General features: G+C 75.7%; 18 protein-coding genes and 1 pseudogene. 9 read left to right on the top strand and 10 right to left on the bottom strand.

Annotated features, from left to right (window positions below; translation table 11 throughout):
* The 5 genes and pseudogenes from ACW0Q9_RS18230 to ACW0Q9_RS18210 all read left to right on the top strand — a co-directional run.
* Positions 1 to 701 (top strand): annotated as a pseudogene (locus ACW0Q9_RS18230) (hypothetical protein); the annotation flags it as partial.
* Between the two features lie 50 nt (positions 702 to 751).
* Positions 752 to 1,849: a hypothetical protein gene (locus ACW0Q9_RS18225; RefSeq protein WP_456182823.1), complete on the top strand. Its 1,098-nt coding sequence runs from the start codon at positions 752 to 754 to the stop codon at positions 1,847 to 1,849.
* A gap of 105 nt (positions 1,850 to 1,954) precedes the next feature.
* Complete coding sequence (locus tag ACW0Q9_RS18220) at positions 1,955 to 2,104, top strand: hypothetical protein (RefSeq protein ID WP_456182821.1); 150 nt, start codon at positions 1,955 to 1,957, stop codon at positions 2,102 to 2,104.
* Between the two features lie 143 nt (positions 2,105 to 2,247).
* Positions 2,248 to 2,853, top strand: a complete 606-nt coding sequence (locus ACW0Q9_RS18215) for a response regulator transcription factor (protein ID WP_456182819.1) — start codon at positions 2,248 to 2,250, stop codon at positions 2,851 to 2,853.
* Between the two features lie 114 nt (positions 2,854 to 2,967).
* On the top strand, positions 2,968 to 3,576 hold the full coding sequence (locus ACW0Q9_RS18210; RefSeq protein ID WP_456182817.1) for a response regulator transcription factor: 609 nt from the start codon (positions 2,968 to 2,970) through the stop codon (positions 3,574 to 3,576).
* On the opposite strand, the gene ACW0Q9_RS18205 is transcribed toward ACW0Q9_RS18210, so the two are convergent.
* From ACW0Q9_RS18205 to ACW0Q9_RS18180, 6 genes are all read right to left on the bottom strand, one after another.
* On the bottom strand, positions 3,506 to 5,290 hold the full coding sequence (locus tag ACW0Q9_RS18205) for an ATP-binding cassette domain-containing protein (protein WP_456182815.1): 1,785 nt from the start codon (positions 5,288 to 5,290) through the stop codon (positions 3,506 to 3,508). The genes ACW0Q9_RS18210 and ACW0Q9_RS18205 overlap by 71 nt on opposite strands.
* Positions 5,287 to 6,954, bottom strand: coding sequence for an ABC transporter ATP-binding protein (locus tag ACW0Q9_RS18200; RefSeq protein WP_456182813.1), 1,668 nt, complete (start codon positions 6,952 to 6,954; stop codon positions 5,287 to 5,289). The genes ACW0Q9_RS18205 and ACW0Q9_RS18200 overlap by 4 nt, the downstream gene beginning before the upstream one ends.
* Positions 6,955 to 7,018: 64 nt before the next feature.
* Positions 7,019 to 7,138 carry a SapB/AmfS family lanthipeptide gene (locus tag ACW0Q9_RS18195; protein WP_109816733.1) on the bottom strand — a complete coding sequence of 40 codons (120 nt, stop codon included), beginning with the start codon at positions 7,136 to 7,138 and terminating at the stop codon, positions 7,019 to 7,021.
* A 73-nt stretch (positions 7,139 to 7,211) separates the two neighbouring features.
* A complete protein-coding gene (locus ACW0Q9_RS18190; protein WP_109816733.1) occupies positions 7,212 to 7,331 on the bottom strand; it encodes a SapB/AmfS family lanthipeptide in 120 nt (39 codons plus the stop codon).
* Between the two features lie 72 nt (positions 7,332 to 7,403).
* Positions 7,404 to 9,974, bottom strand: a complete 2,571-nt coding sequence (gene lanKC / locus ACW0Q9_RS18185) for a class III lanthionine synthetase LanKC (RefSeq protein WP_456182811.1) — start codon at positions 9,972 to 9,974, stop codon at positions 7,404 to 7,406.
* A 243-nt stretch (positions 9,975 to 10,217) separates the two neighbouring features.
* The gene (locus tag ACW0Q9_RS18180; protein WP_456182809.1) at positions 10,218 to 11,078 is read right to left on the bottom strand and encodes a S1 family peptidase; all 861 of its coding nucleotides are present in this window, start codon (positions 11,076 to 11,078) and stop codon (positions 10,218 to 10,220) included.
* Between the two features lie 189 nt (positions 11,079 to 11,267).
* On the opposite strand from ACW0Q9_RS18180, the gene ACW0Q9_RS18175 reads away from it, so the two are divergent.
* The 4 genes from ACW0Q9_RS18175 to ACW0Q9_RS18160 are packed head-to-tail and all read left to right on the top strand — an operon-like array spanning position 11,268 to position 15,898.
* Positions 11,268 to 14,060: an FAD-binding and (Fe-S)-binding domain-containing protein gene (locus tag ACW0Q9_RS18175; protein ID WP_456182807.1), complete on the top strand. Its 2,793-nt coding sequence runs from the start codon at positions 11,268 to 11,270 to the stop codon at positions 14,058 to 14,060.
* A 24-nt stretch (positions 14,061 to 14,084) separates the two neighbouring features.
* Positions 14,085 to 14,507 carry a glutaredoxin domain-containing protein gene (locus tag ACW0Q9_RS18170; protein ID WP_456182805.1) on the top strand — a complete coding sequence of 141 codons (423 nt, stop codon included), beginning with the start codon at positions 14,085 to 14,087 and terminating at the stop codon, positions 14,505 to 14,507.
* A gap of 50 nt (positions 14,508 to 14,557) precedes the next feature.
* The gene (locus tag ACW0Q9_RS18165; RefSeq protein WP_456182803.1) at positions 14,558 to 15,670 is read left to right on the top strand and encodes a nitronate monooxygenase; all 1,113 of its coding nucleotides are present in this window, start codon (positions 14,558 to 14,560) and stop codon (positions 15,668 to 15,670) included.
* A gap of 12 nt (positions 15,671 to 15,682) precedes the next feature.
* Positions 15,683 to 15,898 carry an SDR family oxidoreductase gene (locus ACW0Q9_RS18160; protein WP_456182825.1) on the top strand — a complete coding sequence of 72 codons (216 nt, stop codon included), beginning with the start codon at positions 15,683 to 15,685 and terminating at the stop codon, positions 15,896 to 15,898.
* 79 nt (positions 15,899 to 15,977) lie between these two features.
* Here the strand turns inward: ACW0Q9_RS18160 and ACW0Q9_RS18155 are convergent, their stop codons facing one another.
* The 4 genes from ACW0Q9_RS18155 to ACW0Q9_RS18140 are packed head-to-tail and all read right to left on the bottom strand — an operon-like array spanning position 15,978 to position 18,630.
* On the bottom strand, positions 15,978 to 17,216 hold the full coding sequence (locus tag ACW0Q9_RS18155) for a styrene monooxygenase/indole monooxygenase family protein (RefSeq protein ID WP_456182801.1): 1,239 nt from the start codon (positions 17,214 to 17,216) through the stop codon (positions 15,978 to 15,980).
* Between the two features lie 19 nt (positions 17,217 to 17,235).
* Positions 17,236 to 17,826 carry a GTP-binding protein gene (locus ACW0Q9_RS18150; RefSeq protein WP_456182799.1) on the bottom strand — a complete coding sequence of 197 codons (591 nt, stop codon included), beginning with the start codon at positions 17,824 to 17,826 and terminating at the stop codon, positions 17,236 to 17,238.
* Positions 17,819 to 18,160: a DUF742 domain-containing protein gene (locus tag ACW0Q9_RS18145; RefSeq protein WP_456182797.1), complete on the bottom strand. Its 342-nt coding sequence runs from the start codon at positions 18,158 to 18,160 to the stop codon at positions 17,819 to 17,821. The genes ACW0Q9_RS18150 and ACW0Q9_RS18145 overlap by 8 nt, the downstream gene beginning before the upstream one ends.
* Positions 18,161 to 18,180: 20 nt before the next feature.
* Positions 18,181 to 18,630: a roadblock/LC7 domain-containing protein gene (locus tag ACW0Q9_RS18140; RefSeq protein WP_456182795.1), complete on the bottom strand. Its 450-nt coding sequence runs from the start codon at positions 18,628 to 18,630 to the stop codon at positions 18,181 to 18,183.
* Positions 18,631 to 18,702 lie beyond the last annotated feature (72 nt).

Below are 18,702 nucleotides of genomic sequence, written 5' to 3'. Positions count from 1 at the left end.
GATCGGGCCGGGAGGTAGCGGGGCCCGGGCACGACCGCGGCGCGCCGACGCAGCGGGCGCCGCGACCCGACCCCGGCCGACCGCTCGACGCGGTCGTCACGCCGGTCCGCGACCGGGTGCTCGACCCGGTGGCGGGCGCTCTCCGCCCCGTCACCGGCCCGCTGCGTGACGGGGTGCTCACCCCCGTCGCCGGCATTCTCACGCCGGTCACCGGGCCGGTCGGTTCCGGCGTGCTCACCCCGGTCGCCGGGGCGCTCGCCCCGATCACCAAGCCGCTCGCCCCGGTGCTCGGCCCCGTGTGGCGTGTCCTGAAGCCGGTGCGTGAGCCGCTGGATCCCGTGCTGAAGCCGGTCGAGCCGGTGACCGACCTGCTCGATCCACCCGCCGACCAGGTGACCACACCGCCGCCGGCGGCGCCTTCACCGCCCGGCACACCCGGCGCGGCGCCCGGCTCGCCCGGCGACGCTCCCGCCCCCGGCGCCGAGGACGCGGTGCTGGGCGCCTGCCGTTCCCTCGTCCGCTGCCGGGACGGCGTCTGGTTGGGCAAGGTGGACGCGGGCCGGCGGCTGGCCGCCGACGACCCGGACGCCGAGCTGATCCGCCGGTCCATCGCGGCCCGGCGGGGCGGCCCGCCGCCGGCCGGGCCCGAGGCCCGCGCGTTCCAGCAACGCGTGCTGGACCGGATCGCCGCAGCGCATTGACGCCGGTCGTCGCCCTACTGTAAACAAGGCGTACTGACGGGGAGGTCCCCATGCGACGTTCGGTACTCCTGGCCGCGTTCCTACTCGTTCTCGCCACCACCGGCCCGGCCGTCGCCGCGCCACCGCCCGCGCCCGCGCCGCTGGCGGCCACCCCAGTTCAGATCTACGGCGCCTGGCACTGCGGCGACGACTTCTGCACCTGGGGCACGGTCCGCACGGTCGCCCAGTTCGACAGCCAGAACCACTGGCTGATCGACCGCGGCGACGGCCGTCCCTCGGTCAACCTCGTGGTGCTGAGCTTCGTCAACCCGCTCGACCTGCTGCGCCAGACCACCGACGCCACCACCCTCGACGGTGTGCCGCGCGGCATGACCAGCGAGATCGTGCAGTACTTCACGGCCCGGGGCGTCCGGGTGATGCTCTCCATCGGCGGCATCACCTACACCGACGACTGGGACGCCGCGCTCGCCGAGAACCCCACCCTGCTCGGGCAGCGGGCCGCCGCGGTGGCCACCCGGCTCGGCATCGGCATCGAGATCGACTACGAGCAGAACACCGGCCCGAACCTGGCCGGCCTCCAGTCCTTCATCGACGCCTACCGGGCGGTCCACCCCTACGACGCCACCGGCGCGCGCCCGGCGGCCCGACTCACCATCGACGTGGCCGCCGGCGACCGCTGGCTGATCGACCTCAACCGCAAGGCCACCGCCGACTGGCTGCGCACCGACGCCCCGGTGCTCGACTACGCCAACGCCATGGTCACCGCCCGGCCCGTCTCCGCCAGTACCGCCCAGGCGAACTGGCAGGAACACGTCGACGGCAAGCCGCAGTACAGCCCGCCGGTACCCCCGCTCGCCCCGGCCAAGTTCACCGGCGCGGTCTACCTGGCCTACGGTGGCAAGCCGCTGCCCGAGTGCGTCAGCTACGCCAACTCGGTGCAGAAGGCCGCCGCCCCGTACGTGCAGAGCGTTGCCCCGCACGGCGCGGGCAGCACGGCCGGCATGCTGGGCTTCATGTTCTGGGCGGCGGAGCGACCGTCCACCCGGGGCATCGGCACCGTGCCGCCGAACACCTGCGAGGGTGGCGCGGGCGCCGGGGCGACCGCGCTCGCCGTGCCGGTGCCGATGCCGGCGCTGCGGCAGGGCTGAGGGGACCGCCCGACCGTCCATGATGAACGTCCACCCGGCGGTTCCACTGACGGCGACCCGGCGCCCGGTTTACCGACGGACCGGGAGCCCGACCTGTCCCTGGACGTGCGCGACCTGGGCTCGGTCTACCTCGCCGGCACCGCCCCGAGCACGCTCGTGCGTGCCGGGCACGTCCGGGCCCACCGCCCGGGCGCGGCGGCCCTCGCCGACGCTCTTCCGCGCCGAGCGCTCCCCGCACTGCCTGCACTGGTTTGACCGGGCTCGCCGACCCGCACGGTCCCGTCGGTGGGGCGGTCATCGCTCCCGGGCGACGGGCGCGGGACATCCCCGTGTGAACTCGACTATCCGCCGGCCTTTCGGGCAATGTGTCCCGGGTGGACGACGGACGGGATGAGACGGTGTCCGCGCCGGTGCGCGTCGCGGTGATCGCGGAACCGGGTCTGCTGCGGACGGTCGTGGTCGCGGTCCTGGCCGGCACGCCGGACTTCGAGGTGGTCGGGGAGGCCGAGCCGGCCCGCGGCGTCCCGGCGTTGCTCGCCGCCTGCCGTCCGGACCTGCTGCTGGTGGACCTCGACGCGGTGGGCGAACCCGACGCGGTCCTCGGGCCGCCCGGTGCCGACGGGTGCGCGGTCGTGGTGCTGACCGCCCGGCGCACCGCGCGGGCGCTGCGGCGGGCCCTCGGCGCCCGGGTCCGCGGGGTGGTGGCCACGGACGTGCCGCCGGAGGAACTGGTCGAGCTGTTGCGGGCGGTCGCCCGCGGGCAGCGGATGATCGACCCGCTGACGGCGCTCGCCGCCCTCGACGCCGCGGTGAACCCGCTCAGCGAACGGGAACGCGAGGTGGCCGCGGCGGCAGCGGAGGGGTTGCGGACCGGGGAGATCGCGAAACGGCTCCACCTCGCGCCGGGCACCGTGCGCAACCACGTGTCCAGCCTGTTGCGCAAGACCGGCGCGCGGAACCGCTGGGAGGCGGTCGAGCGGGCCAGGGACGCGTGCTGGATCTGACGACACGCGGACGACGGGTGTTGCACAGCGGTCACCTTCGATTAAATTCCTGACGGTGCGTCACCAGGCGCGCACGTCAGGTCAGGGATCGGGGGGTCATGTCCGGGAGTCGCCATGGTCCGCACGCTGCTCGCGCTCAAGGGTCGACTGGTCCGGGGAGCCCTCGCCCAACTGCTGGCCGCGGAGGGCGACATCGATGTCGTCGGCGAGGCGGCCACGGTGCACGCCCTGCGTGACGCGCTGCGGGACGACCGCCCGGACGTCGCCGTCGTCGACGCCGACCTCATGCCCCTGCACCAGCTCGCCCGGATCGCCGCCGCCCATCCCGACCGCGGCGGGCGGCTGCTGGTCCTGGTGGAACAGCGCCGGGCCGCCCGGGTCCGCCCGGTGCTCGCCGAGCACGGGCGGCGGGTCGGCTTCCTCAGCCGCGACGTGCCCCCGCAGCGCATCGCCGACGGCGTACGGCTGCTCGCCCGCGGCCAGGTGGTGCTCGATCCGGACCTGGTCGTGGCGGCGCTGGAGGTCACCGACAGTCCACTCACACCCCGCGAGCGGGAGGTGCTCGACGTGGCGGCCGAGGGGCATCCGGTCCGGGACATCGCCGAGAAGCTGGCGGTCTCGGCGGGGACGGTGCGCAACCACCTGTCCCGGATCATGGCGAAGACCGGCGCGCGGACCCGCTTGGAAGCGGTGCGGATCGCCCGGGAGTCCGGCTGGATCTGACCGGCTCCGCCCCGCCCTCCCAGTAGCCCACCAGCTCCCGGTAGGCGGCCGACCGGGCCAGCAGGCCCGGGTGGGTGTCGAGCAGCGCGCGGTGGCCGTCGAGCAGCAGCACCCGGCGGGCGCGCAGCGCCGAGCTGACCCGGTGCGCGACCACCACCAGCGTTCCGCCCCGCTCGGCGAACGCGGTCTCCAGCCGGGCCTCGGTGGCCGGATCCAGGTGGCAGGTGGCCTCGTCGAGGATCACCAGCGGAGCCGGCGAGAGCCAGGCGCGCAGCAGGGCCAGTTGCTGACGTTCCCCGGCGGACAGGCCGGCCGGGCGCACCGTCGCGTCCAGGCCGCCGAGCCGGTCCACCAGCCCGGACAGGCCCAGCCGGTCCGCCGCCCGGACGATCTCCGGGTCCGCCAGGGCGGGCCGCAGGTAGCGGAGGTTGTCCCGGACGCTGCCGGTGAAGACGTACGCCTCCTGCGGGATCAGCACGCGGCGCCGCGCCAGCTCGGTGGCCGGCGCGCCGGCCACCGGCGTCCCGGCCACCTCGACCGTGCCGGACTGCGGACGCAGCACCCCGGCGATCAACGCGGCCAGGGTGGACTTGCCGATCCCGCTGGCACCCACCACCACCAGGTGGTCGCCGTCGGGCACGTCGAGGTCGAAGCCGTCGAGCACCGGGTCGGCGTGCGGCCCGTACCGGAACGTCACGCGGCGCAGGGACAGCGCCGGCGGGCCCGGCCGCCCGGGCCGCGCCGCGCCGGCGGGCGTGGCCTCCGCGGGCCCGGGGACGCTGGTGCGCAGCAGCCGGTCGAGGGTGACGGTGAACCGCAGCCCTCCGGCGGCCACCCCCTGGACGAGGGTGTGCAGGGCGGGTTGCACCCCGCGGACGACGTAGACCAGGGCGCCCAGCACCGCGCCCGGCCCGAGGCCCTGCCGGACCAGCCAGGGGGTGGCGAGCACGACCACCGGCACCGGCAGCCAGCCGCCGACGGCCAGGCTCAGGCCACGGGTGACGGCCATGGTGGCCAGCCGCCGTTCCACCCGCGCCTGCGCGTCGACGTGCCGGCCCAGCCACCGGGTGACCCCGTCCCGCGCGCCGCTGACCGCGACGTCGCGGTGGCCGGCGATCGCGGTGACCGCGGCCCGGGTGAGGCGCTCGTCGGCGAGCACGTACTCCCGCTGGCGGGCGATCATCGCCGGTACGGCCACCGCGAACAGGCCGAGACCGGCCAGCACCGGCACGGTGACGAGCAGGGCGACCGGCGCGGCGAGGGAGAACAGCCCGACGATCGCGGCGCAGGCGGCGAAGAGGAAGCCGCGGACCACCGTCAGCAGGCCGGCCCAGGTGTCCCGGACGATCTCCACCTGATGGGTCAGGCGGCCCACCGCCGCGTCGTCGACCCGGCCGCCCGTCGCGCCGGCCAGCGCGCCCGTCACCACGCGGCGCAGCAGGTCGTCACGGAACGGCTCGACCACCTCGCCGAGGCACGCGTACGCCCGGTTGGTGCCCACCGCGCCGACGAGCACGGCGGCCGCGAGCAGTCCCAGCCAGCACAGCCCGACCACCGGGCGGCCGGCCAGGAAGCCGGCGTCCACGGCCCGCGCGGTCAGCAGCCCGGCCAGCGCCGCCGGCAGCGCCTCGGCCACCGACCAGGCCGCCAGCCGCGCCAGCGCGGCCCGCCGCGCGCGCAGCGCGGCCCGGACCACCGCACCGACCGTGGTCACGAGCGGAACACCGCCTGGTAGCCGGGGTCGTCCCAGAGCACGGCGTGCGTGCCGACCGCCCGGATCCGGCCGCCCGCCACCCAGGCCACCAGGTCGGCGCGGGCGGCCGTGCCGACCCGGTGGCTCACCACCACCCGGGTACGCCCGTCCGCCCGGTCGGTCAGCGCCCGGCTCACCCGGTACTCGGTGACCGTGTCCAGGCTGGACGTGGCGTCGTCGAGGACGAGCAGCCGGCCGGCCCGCAGGGCGCGGGCCAGGCCGAGTCGTTGGCGTTCCCCGCCGGACATCGCCACCTCGGCCAACGGCGTGCGGTACCGGTCGGGCAGCCGCTCGACGAAGTCGTCGATGGCCGCGGCACGGGCCAGTGGCACCGGATCGGCCCCGCACCCGACCGCGGCGCCCACCGTCTCGCCGACCAGCACCGGCCGTTCGAACCCGTAGCCGACCGCCGCGTGCAGCGCCGCCGCCGACAGTTCGGGCAGCGGTACGCCGTCCAGCCGCACCTCACCGGCGTCGGGGTCGCGCAGCCGGCCGGCGACGGCGGCGAGCAGCGACTTGCCGGCGCCGGACGGGCCGACGACGGCGAGCAGCGCACCGCCCGGCACGCGCAGGTCCACCCCGTCCAGCAGCGGCCGCCCGTCGTCGGCCCGCACGCTGACCCCGCGCAGTTCGAGGCAGCCGGGACCGGGCGGCAGGCCGCGGTCCCCGTACCGGCGGGCCGGTTCGGTGAGCACCTCGGCCGCGCGACGGCAGCCGGCGCGTACCCGGACGGCCTTGTTGAGGGCGCTCACCACGGTGCCCAGGCCGGCGCCGAGCGCGGCGTACTGGAGGGCGGCCAGCAGGTCGCCCGGCGTCAGCCGCCCGGCGGCCAGGGAGAGCCCGCCGACGGTGACGACCGCCAGTTGCAGCAGCGGGCTGAGCACGGCCCCCCGGGTGGCCGCCCCGGCCAGCACGGTCCACGTGCGGGTGCCGTGCCGCCGCAGCTCGGCGACGGGGGCCAGGACCCGGTCGACCTCCCGCCCGGCGGTGCCGGCGGCGGCGATGGTCCGCGCCCCGGCCAGCGCCTCCACCAGCAGCCCGGCGAGGTGCCCCTGGGCCCGCTGGTAACCGGCGACCGCGGCGGACGCGTCGGCCACGAACCCGCGCAGCAGCACGCCCAGCAGGACCAGCCCGACCACGAAGGTCGCGCCGAGCCACGGATCGATCAGAGTGAGGGCCACCAGGCTGCCCACCGGCGGCAGCAGCACGGTGCCGGCCAGCACGATGGTCGGGGCCGCCTGCCCGGCGTCGGCCACCTGGCCCACCAGGCGACCGACCAGGTCACCCACCGGGTGGCGGGCCGCGGTCCGAGGATCGAGGGCGAGGATGTGGCGGACCAGCGTGTGGCGCAGCTCGGCGACCGACCGGGCGCTCGCGGCGCCGGTGCCGTAGTCCCGCAGCACTCCCGCGCCGACCAGCAGGACGACGAGTCCGCCCACCACGGCCAGCCAGCGGCCGGCGGAATCCCCCGCGGCGGCGCCGACGGCGGCGTCGACCGCCCGGCCGAGCGCCGCGGGCAGCGCCAGCTCGGCCGCCGCCCCGGCCACGGTGGCCACGGCCAGCGCCGGGGTCCACCAGCCGGCGGACCCGACGGCCCGCCACAGGAGCCGGTCGGCCGGGGTCATCGCACCTCCACGGGGCGCGGCCCCGGACCGGCGTGAGCCGGCCCGGGGCCAGGCGAACCGAGCGTCAGTTGCAGGTGGTGATGCTCAGCGAGCTGTCGCCGCAGAGCAGCAGGCTGGCCTGGCTGCCCCCGCCGGTGCGCTCGGCGGCCGGCAGTTCCATGCCCTGGAGGTCGAGCAGTGCCATGACATTCCTCTTTCTCTCGTGCTGACTGTGGTCGGATCTCGTGGCGCGGCCATCGCTGTCGACGGCCATCGGGTCAGTTGCAGGTGGTGATGCTCAGCGAGCTGTCGCCGCAGAGCAGCAGGCTGGCCTGGCTGCCCCCGCCGGTACGCTCGGCGGCCGGCAGCTCCATCCCCTGGAGGTCGAGCAGGGCCATGTCGTGTCACCTCCTTCCGTGCGCGTCGGGTCGGACCGCCCCGGAGTGACCCCCGGGGAGCTGGTGGGCCGGTCAGTCGGCCGGTGGGACGGGCCCGGCGGGCGTGGCGCCGGGCAGCGGCGTGAGGAACGGCAGGCCGGGGCCGCCCGGCCGGGTCGCCGCGAGGGCGTGCAGCACGCCGGCGGTGCCGGTGGCCAGGTCCATGGAGAGCCGCAGCAGCTGGTCGCCGGGGAAGGCGGTCACCCCGCGGTACGGCAGGGCGTGCCAACCCAGCAGCCGGGCCTGCCGGCGCGCCGCGTCGGCCTCGCCTCGCCCGGCCAGGTAGGTGACGATCCCGGCGCGGCCGGCGAACAGCCCGGACTGGGCGTAGAACGGGAAGTCGGCGCAGCGGCGGATCTGCGCCGCGGCGGTCCGCAGCGTCTCGTCGCCGCGGTGGCGCAGGTACTGGTCGAGGACCAGGCCGATGCCCACGCTGCCCTCGGCGAGGTAGGGCATGGTCCGCCAGCCCTCGTTGACCTCCAGGTGCCCGGCGTCGCGCCGGACGCACCGGCGCAGGTCCTGCCGCAGCGCGGTCGCGGCGTGGTCGAGCAGGCGCCGGTCGTGGTCCAGTTCGTACATCCGCAGCAGCATCAGCGCCACGCCGGCGCCGCCCCGGAGCAGCCCCGCGTACGGGTGGCGGCCACCGCTGACCTCGGCGACCGATTCGACGTCGCCGAGCCGGCCGACGACCAGGTCGACCGCCCGCCGGGCCGCGTCGGCGTACCGCCCGTCGCCGGTGAGTCCGGCGAAGTGGGCCAGGTTGAGCGCGACACCGGACAGGCCGCTCATCAGGTCGTCGCCCAGCTCGGTCCACGGCTCGTCGAGGCAGCGGTCCAGCAGCCGCAGCGCCTCGGCGCGGTGCCCGAGCAGGTCCAGCACGTACGCGACGCCGTGCAGCCCGTCGTAGAAGCCGAGCCGGCTGCCGGACGCCGGTTCCCGTACCCGGTCGATCAGCCATCGTTCGTGCCCGGGGTCGGTGCCGGCGCCGCCGGCGTGCAGCGCCCAGAGCACCCCGGCCGCGCCGTGGGCCAGGTTGAGCCCGCCGTCGGCACCGGCGAACTGCCGGATGTCGCCGGGGAACAGCCGGTCGTGGCGGTGCGGGGTGGCGCTCGCGGAGATCCCGGCGGCGAGCCGGTCCCGCAGCGCCGGCCAGTCGTCCGGGTCGATCCGTGACCCGTCCGGGTGGCCGGGCCGGCGCTCGGTCCCGGTCCCGCCGAGGATCACGGCGACCGCCTCGTCGAGCAGATCCCGGGGGACGGGGAACTGCTCGGCCACCACCTCGGCCAGGTGGGCCGCCTTCTCCGGCGCCAGCCGGAGCATCGCGGTCAGCGGCAGGAAGAGGGCCAGCCGCAGGCAGGCCAGCGCGTACCGGTCGACGTCGAAGCCGGTCCGGTCGCGGGGCGCGGCGAAGGCCTGGTTGCGCAGTGCCGGCCGGGCGGCCGCCGCGGCGGGCGTCGCGACCTCGAAGTCGACAAGCGTGACGTCCCCGTCGTCGCCGACCATGATGTTGAACATGTGCAGGTCGCCGTACACCACGCCGTGGGCGTGGATGGCGTCCACCGCCTCGGCGACCTGCCGGTGCAGATCGAGGGCCCACCGGGTGTACGCCTCCCGGTCGGTGTCGAGATGGACCAGCGGGTAGCGCTCCACCACCAGCTGGTTCAGCGGCCGGCCCGCGACGAACGTCAGCGCCAGGAACTCGTGCCCGCCGAAGCTGAACTCGTCGTGCACCCGCACGATATGCGGCACCCCGGCGAGCCGGCGCAGGGTCTCGGCCTCCCGGCGGAGGCGGGTCACCGCGTCCGCGCCGGTGGCGTCCAGCCCGGCGTGCGGGCGGGCCTCCTTCAGCACCACCCGGTCACCGGTGCGGGTGTCCCGGGCCTCGTAGAGACCGCCGCCGTTGGAGAAGTGGATGACCCTCTCGATCCGGTAGGGCAGGTCGGTGGTGGTGGCGGCGTTCCGGGCGGCCAGGTGCGGGGCGAGGAAGTCCGGGAGGGTGACCCAGTCGGGCACGTGGAAGACCGGGTCGCGCCGGTCGGGCACCAGGGTGCCGGTGGCGTCCTCGACGGCCGGCACCACCTGGCCCTCGGGGGAGAGGCAGTACCGGGCGGCGAAACCGCCGTAGCGCAGGTACACCGGGCCGTCGCCGTAGCGCAGGTCGCTCAGGATGTAGGGACCGGCCTCGCCGTCGAGCAGCGCGGCCAGCTCCTTGGCGGTCAGCTCCAGCTCCGCGTCGTCGCGGGGGTAGACGGTGACGAACTTGCCGCTGGCGGCCCGGCGGGCGTACTTGCTGTTGCGCATGAGGAGCATCCGCGGGCCGCGCAGGTGCTTGAACGGGATGCCGCGGGGCTGGCAGTAGTCCAGCACCCGGGCCAGCACCCGCTCGGCGTTGTCCAGCCGGGCCGACACGTGGATCTTCCAGCCCTGGGACGGCAGCGAACCGCCGACCGGAGCGTGGACCAGCCAGTCGTCCTTGACCTCGCACTCCCAGCCGGGCGCCGGCGGGCGGTCCGCCAGATAGCCGGGGGCCTCGACGTCGGAGCTGGCGAGCGAGTCGTAGAACAGCGGGTCGACCGCGCAGTACGAGTCGTACCGTTCGTCCATGTCGTCTGCCTCCACCGGCTGATCGGGTCAGGTCAATCCTGCGGACGGCGGAGGGGCGAGCAAAGTGCGATGAGTCATGACCGGTGCGTGATTTTCACACCCCGAATTCGTGACAACGGCGGAGTTTGAAATCGCGAATGCCGCGCCACCGGTGCGCCTGCGGTCGCCGGACACGCGAAAGACCCGCACCGGCGCGCGGCCGGTGCGGGTCTCCGGGGACCGGCCGACGGCCGGCGGGTGGACTCAGTAGACGGTCACGCCGTAGGCGCTCGCCGCCTCGGTGACGGGCTGGAAGAACGTGGTGCCGCCGGTGCGGCAGTTGCCGCTGCCGCCGGAGGTGATGCCGAGCGCCTTGGTGCCGTCGTAGAGCGGGCCGCCGGAGTCGCCCGGCTCGGCGCACACCGTGGTCTGGATCATGCCCTTCACGGTGCCGCTGCCCTGGTAGCGGACCGTCACGTTCAAGGCGGTCACGGTGCCGCCGTGGGTGCCGGTGGTCGATCCGGTGCGCTTGACCGACTCGCCGACGAACGCGTTCGCGGCGGTGTAGCCGCCGGGGTGGCTCAGCGCGGCGTTGTCGTAGCGGACCAGCGCGTAGTCGTTGCCGGGGAAGCTGGAGCCGACGGTCGGGCCGATGAGGGTGCTCTGGCTGGAGTTCGTGTACCAGGCGTTGGCGACGTCACCGCAGTGTCCGGCGGTGAGGAAGTAGTACACGCCGGACTTGACCACGTTGAAGCCGAGCGAGCAGCGGTAGCCGCCGCCGTAGATGGCGTCACCGGCGGAGACCAGCGGCCGGAAGACCCCCTTGGCCCGGTCCACCCGGATCGCGCCGGCCTGGGCCCCGGCGCCCTTCTTGAGCGCGGCCAGCTCGGCGGCCGAGACGCTCTCGTCGGCGGTCACCACCACGCGGTGGGACGCCGCGTCCACGTGCCAGGCGATGCCGTCGACGCCGGAGGCCGCGACGGCGGCGTCCACCCGGGCCAACTGGTCGGCGGTGAAGCTCGGCGCGGCGGCCGAGGCGGCACCCGGAACGGCGAAGGCGCCGGCGGCCACCAGGCCGACCGTCGCGGCGAGCAGGGGGGTGAGTCGGCTTCGGCGGATTCTCACGGTCTTCTCCTTCGACGGTGAAGGCCGCCGGTTGCGTCGGCGTCCATGCCGTGTCGCCGGGGCCGACTCGGGGTGTGACCTCGGCGAACGCTGTAGCGGCGAGTATCCACCCGGGTCGATGTCGCGGCAAGGGGTCGGCGGCGTGTCGTCCGGTCCTGACTAGGGTGGGTCGGGGGAGGTGCGGCGATCATGGTGGAGCTGAGCGGGGACATCCGGGCCGGACTGGAGGCGGTGGTGCCCGGCGGGGTGACCGCCCGGGCCGCGGACCGGCTCAAGCTGGCCCACGACGCCTCGCACTACCTGCTGCACCCGAGCGCGGTGGTCACCCCGGCCGACGCCGACCAGGTCGCCGCCCTGCTGCGGCACAGCCGCCGCACCGGCACCCCGCTGACCTTCCGGTCCGGCGGCACCAGCCTCAGCGGCCAGGCGGTCACCGACCGGCTGCTCGTCGACACCCGGCGGCACTTCCGCGACCTCGATGTCCTCGACTCCGGCCGGCGGGTCCGGGTGCAGCCCGGGGTGGTGCTGCGGCAGGTCAACGCCCGGCTCGCCCCCTACGGCCGCAAGCTCGGCCCGGACCCGGCCAGCGAGTCCGCCTGCACGGTCGGCGGCGTGGTCGCCAACAACTCCAGCGGGATGACCTGCGGCACCGAGTTCAACACCTACCGGACGCTGGAGTCGCTGCTGCTGGTGCTGCCCAGCGGCACCGTGCTCGACACCGGCGCCCCGGACGCCGACGCCCGGCTGCGCGCCGCCGAACCGGAGCTGCACGCCGGCCTGCTGCGGCTGCGCGACCGGGTCCGCGGCAACCCCGACTCGGTGCGCCGGGTCCGCGCCCAGTACGCCATGAAGAACACCATGGGGTACGGGGTGAACGCCTTCCTCGACCACGACGACCCCGCCGACCTCCTCACCCGGCTGGTGGTGGGCAGCGAGGGCACCCTCGCCTTCGTGGCGGCGGCGACCTTCCGCACCGTACCCGTGCACCGGCACGCCGCGACCGGCCTGCTGGTCTTCGACACCCTGGCCGCGGCGATGGCGGCCATGCCGGAGCTGGTGGCCGCCGGGCCGGCGGCGATCGAGCTGCTCGACGCGGCCGCCCTGCGGGTCGCGCAGCGGGACCCGCAGGCGGAGGCCGCGCTGCGCGGCCTGCCGGTCCGCGAGCACGCGGCGCTGCTCGTCGAGTGGCAGGAGTCCGACCCGGAGGCGCTCGCCGCACGGGTGGCCGCCGCCCGGCCGGTGCTGGCCGGCCTGCCGCTGACCACCCCGGCCCGGCTCAGCGGCGAGGCCGCCGCCCGCGCCGCGCTCTGGCACATCCGCAAGGGCCTGTACGCGGCGGTGGCCGGCGCCCGCCCGTCCGGCACCACCGCGCTGCTGGAGGACATCGCCGTCCCGGTCGACGCCCTCGCCGCCACCTGCGCCGCGCTGGCCGACCTCTTCGACCGGCACCGGTACGAGGAGAGCGTCATCTTCGGCCACGCCAAGGACGGCAACCTGCACTTCATGCTCAACGAGCGGTTCGCCGGCGGGGCGGCCCCGGCGCGCTACGCCGACTTCACCGAGGAGATGGTCGACCTGGTCCTCGGCCACGGCGGCACGCTCAAGGCCGAGCACGGCACCGGCCGGGTGATGGCACCCTACGTGCGCCGCCAGTTCGGCGACGAGCTGTACGCGGTGATGCGCGAGCTCAAGGCGCTCTGCGACCCGGACGGCGTGCTCAACCCGGGTGTGCTGCTCAGCGACGACCCGGAGATCCACATGCGGCACCTGAAGACGGTGCCTACCGTGGAGGAGGAGGTGGACCGCTGCGTCGAGTGCGGCTACTGCGAGCCGGTCTGCCCGAGCCGCGACCTCACCACCACGCCCCGGCAGCGGATCGTGCTGCGCCGGGAGATCGCCGCCGCCCGCGCCGCCGGTGACCTCGCCCTCGTCCGTGAGCTGGAGAAGGCGTACGACTACGACGCGGTGGACACCTGCGCGGTGGACGGAATGTGCGCCACCGCCTGTCCCGTCCTGATCAACACCGGCGACCTGGTGAAGCGGCTCCGCGCCGACCGCAACGGCGGGGTCGCGCAGGCCGGCTGGCGGGGCGCCGCGCGCCACTGGGGCGCCACCACCCGGGGCATGGCCCGCGGGCTGGACCTGGCCGGCGCGCTGCCGCCCGCGCTGCCCGAGGCGGCCACCCGGGCCGCCCGCGCGGTCCTCGGCGCCGAACGGGTCCCGCAGTGGCGGCGCGACCTGCCCGGAGGCGGCCGGCCCCGCCGCTCCCGCCCGATCGAAGAGCCGGACGCCGTCTTCGTCCCGTCCTGCCTCGGCACCCTGTTCGCGCCGGCCCAGGGCGGCTCGGGCGTGGCCGACGCCCTGCTCACCCTCGCCGACCGGGCCGGCGTACGGCTGCTCGTGCCCGAGGGGATCGACAGCATGTGCTGCGGCACGCCCTGGTCCTCCAAGGGCCTGACCGCCGGCTACCAGGCGGTGCGTGACCGCGTGCCGCCGGCGCTGCGGGCGGCCAGCCGCGACGGCGCGCTACCGGTGGTCAGCGACGCCGCCTCCTGCACCGAGGGCTTCGCCAGGCTGCTCGCCGGGGCCGGCGACCTGCGGGTGGTCGACGCGGTCGGGTACGTGGCGGCCGACCTGCTGCCCCGGCTCACCGTGCGCCGCCGGCTGGGCTCCCTCGCGCTGCACCCGACCTGCTCGTCCAGCCGGCTCGGGCTGGACGAGGCGCTGCTCGCCGTGGCCCGCGCGATCGCCGACGAGGTGGTGGTGCCCGAGGGCTGGCAGTGCTGCGGCTTCGCCGGCGACCGGGGCCTGCTGCATCCCGAGCTGACCGCGTCGGCCACCCGCGCCGAGGCCGCCGCCGTCGCCGCCCGCTCCTTCGACGGGTACGCCTCGGTGAACCGCACCTGCGAGATCGGGCTGGCCCGGGCCACCGGGCAGCCGTACCGCCACCTGCTCGAACTGCTGGCCGACGCGACGGCCTGACCGGGGCGGGTAGCATCCGGCGACGTGCTGCGCAGTTGGTGGATGGCCGGCCTGATGCTGGTGTGCGGGGTGCTCGTCGCGGTCGGCGGGGACACCGCGCCGGTGGCCGCCGTCGAGTTCCTGGTCTTCGCGGTGCTGGCGGTGCTCTTCTCGCCGCTGGCCTTTCCGAGGTCGCTGCCCGCCGCCGAGGCGCGGGAGCGCAGCGCCCGCGACGGCCGGCCGGTGGTCTACTGGCGGCCCGGCTGCCGCTACTGCCTGCGGCTGCGACTCCGGCTGGGTCGCCGCGCCGGCCGGGCGTACTGGGTGAACATCTGGCGCGACCCCGACGGGGCGGCGGCGGTCCGGGTGGTCACCGGCGGCGACGAGACGGTCCCGACGGTGGTGCTGCGCGACGGGGCCGTGGTGAATCCGGACCCGGCCTGGCTGCGCGACCGGCTGCCGGCCTGACGGTCGACGCGAGCTCGCGGGAGGTAACGCCTTCCGCCTCGGACACCGCCATGTCCCGCGAACTGGTGTCGATCCCGGTCGAGGTGCGGGGCGAGAGGATGTGGCGGGCGGTGCGCGGGCAGACTGGTGCGGTGGACGCCATGAGGGAACTGCTCGGGGTGGACGTGCCGGTGGTGGCGGCGCCGATGGCCGGCGGGCCGACGACCACCGGGCTGGCGACGGCGGTGGGCGCGGCCGGGGCTTTCGCGTTCCTGGCCGCCGGCTACAAGACGCCCGAGGCGGTGGCGGCGGAGATCGCCGAGGTGCGCGCCACCGGCCGGCCGTTCGGGGTGAACGTCTTCGTGCCCACCCCGGTGCCGGTGGCGGAGGCGGAGTTCCGCCCCTACGCGACCCGGATCGCCCCCGAGGGCACGCCCTACGGCCTGGACCTGGCGACCGCCGCCCTGAGCGAGGACGACGACCACTGGTCGGCGAAGCTCGACCTGCTGCGGGCCGACCCGGTGCCGGTGGTCAGCTTCACGTTCGGCCTGCCTCCGGAGCCGGTGGTCCGGGACCTGCGGCGGGCCGGCAGCCGGGTGCTGGTCACGGTTACCGGCCCGGCCGAGGCGGCGGCCGCGGCCGACCTCGGGGTGGACGGGCTGGTCGCGCAGAGCGGCGCCGCCGGCGGGCACCTGGGCACCTTCACCCCGGACGCCCCGCCCCCGCTCCGCCCGCTGCCCAAACTCGTCGCGCTGGTCGCCGGCCGCGTCGGGTTGCCCGTGCTGGGCGCGGGCGGGATCGGCGGCGCCGGCGACGTCCGGACGGCGCTCGCCGCCGGCGCCGCCGGCGTGCTGGTCGGCACGCTGCTGCTGCGGGCCGACGAAGCCGGCACCGGCCGGACCCACCGGGACGCGCTGGCCGACCCGCGGCGGGACCGCACGGTGGTCACCCGCGCGTTCACCGGCCGCCCGGCGCGCGGGCTGCGCAACGACTTCATCGAGCGGCACGAGGCGGCCGCCCCGCTCGGGTACCCCGCGCTGCACCACCTGACCCGGCCGCTGCGGGTCGCCGCCGCCCGGGCCGGCGACGCCGACCGGCTGCACCTCTGGGCGGGCACCGGCTGGCGCGGCGCCCGGGCCGCCCCGGCCGCCGACATCCTCACCGAGCTGACCCGCCCCCTCTGACACGCGCAGGCCATCGTCGAGGGCGGCAAGACGCCGTCCGGGGACACCGCCGCCGACGAGCGGAGCGCCGTCGAGGCGCTGCGCGCGAAGACCCCGCTGGGGGTGCCGTGGGTCCAGCCGGAGGACGTCGCGCCGCTGGTGGTGTTCCTCGCCTCGGACGCCGCCCGGATGGTCAGCGGCACCGCCTTCGCCGCCACGGCCGGCGACAGCGCGCACGTGACCGCCTGATCGCTCGGTGGCGGCCGGCCATCCGCCGGGGCCGGTGCGCCGGGAGCCGCACGCTCGGCGGCTCCCGGCCGGCGGGCGGTCAGCCGGCGACCGAGGCCAGGTAGCGCTCGGCGGCGTCCGGGGTCAGGAACCAGTCCCGGAAGTCGTTCGGGTCGCTGAACCCGTTGGCGAACCGCCGGGCCACCACCGGGTTGCCGGCGGCGGCGCCGAGCACCTGCTGCACGTGCGGCGGCAGCGGTTGCAGCATGGCGTTCGTCCAGCCGGTGACGGCCTCGCCGGTCCCGGTCCAGAACCGCTCGAAGGTCTCCGTCATCCACTCCCGGTCGAACGGCCGGTCACCGTGCTCCAGGATCGACCCCAGGTACGCGTACGCGCACTTCGCGGCGGTGTTGCTGCCCTGGCCGGTGATCGGGTCGTTGGCCACCACCACGTCGGCCATGCCGAGCACCAGGCCGCCCGAGGGCAGTTCGGCCACCGGGCGGCGCACCGTCGGGGTGTACCGCCCGGAGAGCGTGGCCCGCCCGTCGGTCAGCTCCACCTCGGTGCACCGCTCGTAGATCCACGGTGTGTAGCGCCGGGCCAGGTCGAGGGTGAGCTTCAGGTGCTCGGCCGGGTCGCGCCGCTCGGTCCACAGGTCCAGCGGCCCACCGGGCACCGCCTCCCAGAAGAGGATCTCGCACGGGCCGGAGTGGGTCAGCGCCGGGATGACGAACAGCTCGCCCAGCCCGGGCACCGCGTTGAAGCTGACGTGCGGCACCGGCAGCAGCGGGTCCGGGGTCATCCCGTGCACGTACGCCACGGCCAGCCCGCGCTGCGGGACGTCGTACACCGAGCGGGCCGGGTCGCGGTCGAAGACGCCGACCAGGTCGCCCTTGCCGGCGGCCACCACGGTCAGGTCGTAGCGGCCGAGCCGGGCCAGGCCGTCCAGGTCGCTGGTCGTCACCGTCTGGTAGAGCACCGTCCCGCCGCGTTCTTCGAACAGCTCCAGCCAGTCGGCCATCTTGATCCGCTGGTCGGTGCTCTGCGCCGGCTCGTCGAGCGGGCACGCGATGCGCAGCGCCCGCTCGCCGGGCGGCGCGGAGAGCGAGACGTGCAGCCCCTCGATCCGGGGCGCCCGGTCCTGCCACAGGTCCAGCCCGTAGCGGCGTTCCGTGGCGAGCGCGGCACCGAACATCGCCTGGGTGCTCAGCACCCAGCCCCGGCGGATCTCGTCGGGTGTCCGGGCGGACATCACGGTGACGTCGTACCCCTCGGCCTGCAGGCTCAGGGCGAGCTGGAGCCCGGACTGTCCGGCCCCGACGATCAGGATTCTGCGCATGGTTCCTCCAGGGGTTGAGCTACCGCGCCGCGAGCGCGCCCGCGGTGGGCCGGGGGGTGCGGGACATGGCGTGTTCCACGACCGTCAGCAGCGCCCGCGCCACCGACGACGGGTCGCGCGCGTCGCAGGCGGTCAGGGGTACGCGGGCCGGCAGCGCCAGCGCGGCGCGGACGTCGTCGAGCGGGTGGTGCAGCACGCCGTCGAAGAGGTTCACGCAGACCACGAAGGGCAGGTCGCTGTCCTGCTCGAAGTAGTTGACGGCCGGGAACGAGGCGGCCAGGTCGCGGGTGTCGGCGAGCACCAGGGCGCCGACCGCGCCCCGGCACAGGTCGTCCCACATCGGCCAGAATCGCGGCTGGCCCGGCGTGCCGAACAGGTAGAGCACCAGGTCGGGGCCGATGGTCAGCCGGCCGAAGTCCATCGCCACGGTGGTGGTCGTCTTGTCGATGCCGGGGTCCAGCCGGTCGACGGTCTCGCTGGCCGCCGTCATCCACGCCTCGGTGTTGACCGGCGGGATCTCCGAGATGGATCCGACGCAGGTGGTCTTGCCGACCCCGAAGCCGCCGGCGATGACGATCTTCGCCGAGGTCAGCAGCGGGCTGTCAGGCAAGTTTGCGGAGGCCATCGCGCAGTCTCTCCAGGAGGCGGAAGTCGACGTTGTCGTGGTCGGTGTGGATCAGCAGCCGGTCGGTGGCGGCCAGGTCGTCGACGACGACCCGGGTGACCCCGAGCGAGATCCCGCACACCGCGGAGAGTTCGGCCACCGAGCGGGCCGCCCGACGGGCCTGTTCGTAGAGCGAGCGGGCCTCGGGCAGCAGGCCGGCGGCGAACACGGCGTCGTAGTAGGGCACCGACACCAGGGTGTGCACCAGCAGCGGCTGCCGGGTGCGGGTCCGGCCGGCGGTCAGCACGTACGGCCGGACCTTCCAGTACCTCAACGGCATGATCCTTTTCCTCCGGCCGCTCAGCGGGCCTGCGCGGCGGTCGTCCGGTGCAGCTCGTGCCGGACGGCCGGCGTGAGGGCGTGCCACACCGCGCCGACGAACTGCGTCATCCGGTACGAAACGATCCGCAGGTCGCAGCCGGGCGCGGCGGCCACCGCCAGGCCCGCGGAATCGCCCACCCGCATGAACAGCAGGTGCCCGCGGGGCAGCCGGACGGTCAGGTACTCGGCGGAGCCCAGTTCCAGCAGGGCGGCGCTGCGGTCGGCCATGCTGAGCAGGCCGGCGGTCAGCGCGGCGAGCTGGTCGCCCAGGTCGCGGCCGACGCCGTGGGAGGCGGCCAGTTGCAGGCCGTCCAGCGACACCAGCATCGCGTGGTTGACCCCGGGCACATCCTCGACGAACTGCCGGATCAGCCAGGCGCAGTCGGGCAGCCCGTTGCTCGTGCCGCTTCCCGGGTACGCGTGGGTCATCGCTGCCGTCCTTCGTGGTCGGTGGGGGTGCGGGCGTCGCTGACGCCGGCCGCGAAGGCGGCCGTCTCGTCC

It is taken from the genome of Micromonospora sp. I033 (assembly GCF_053890995.1).
Note: the sequence above shows the minus strand (reverse complement) of the source record. Positions and strands in the feature narration are given on the sequence as shown.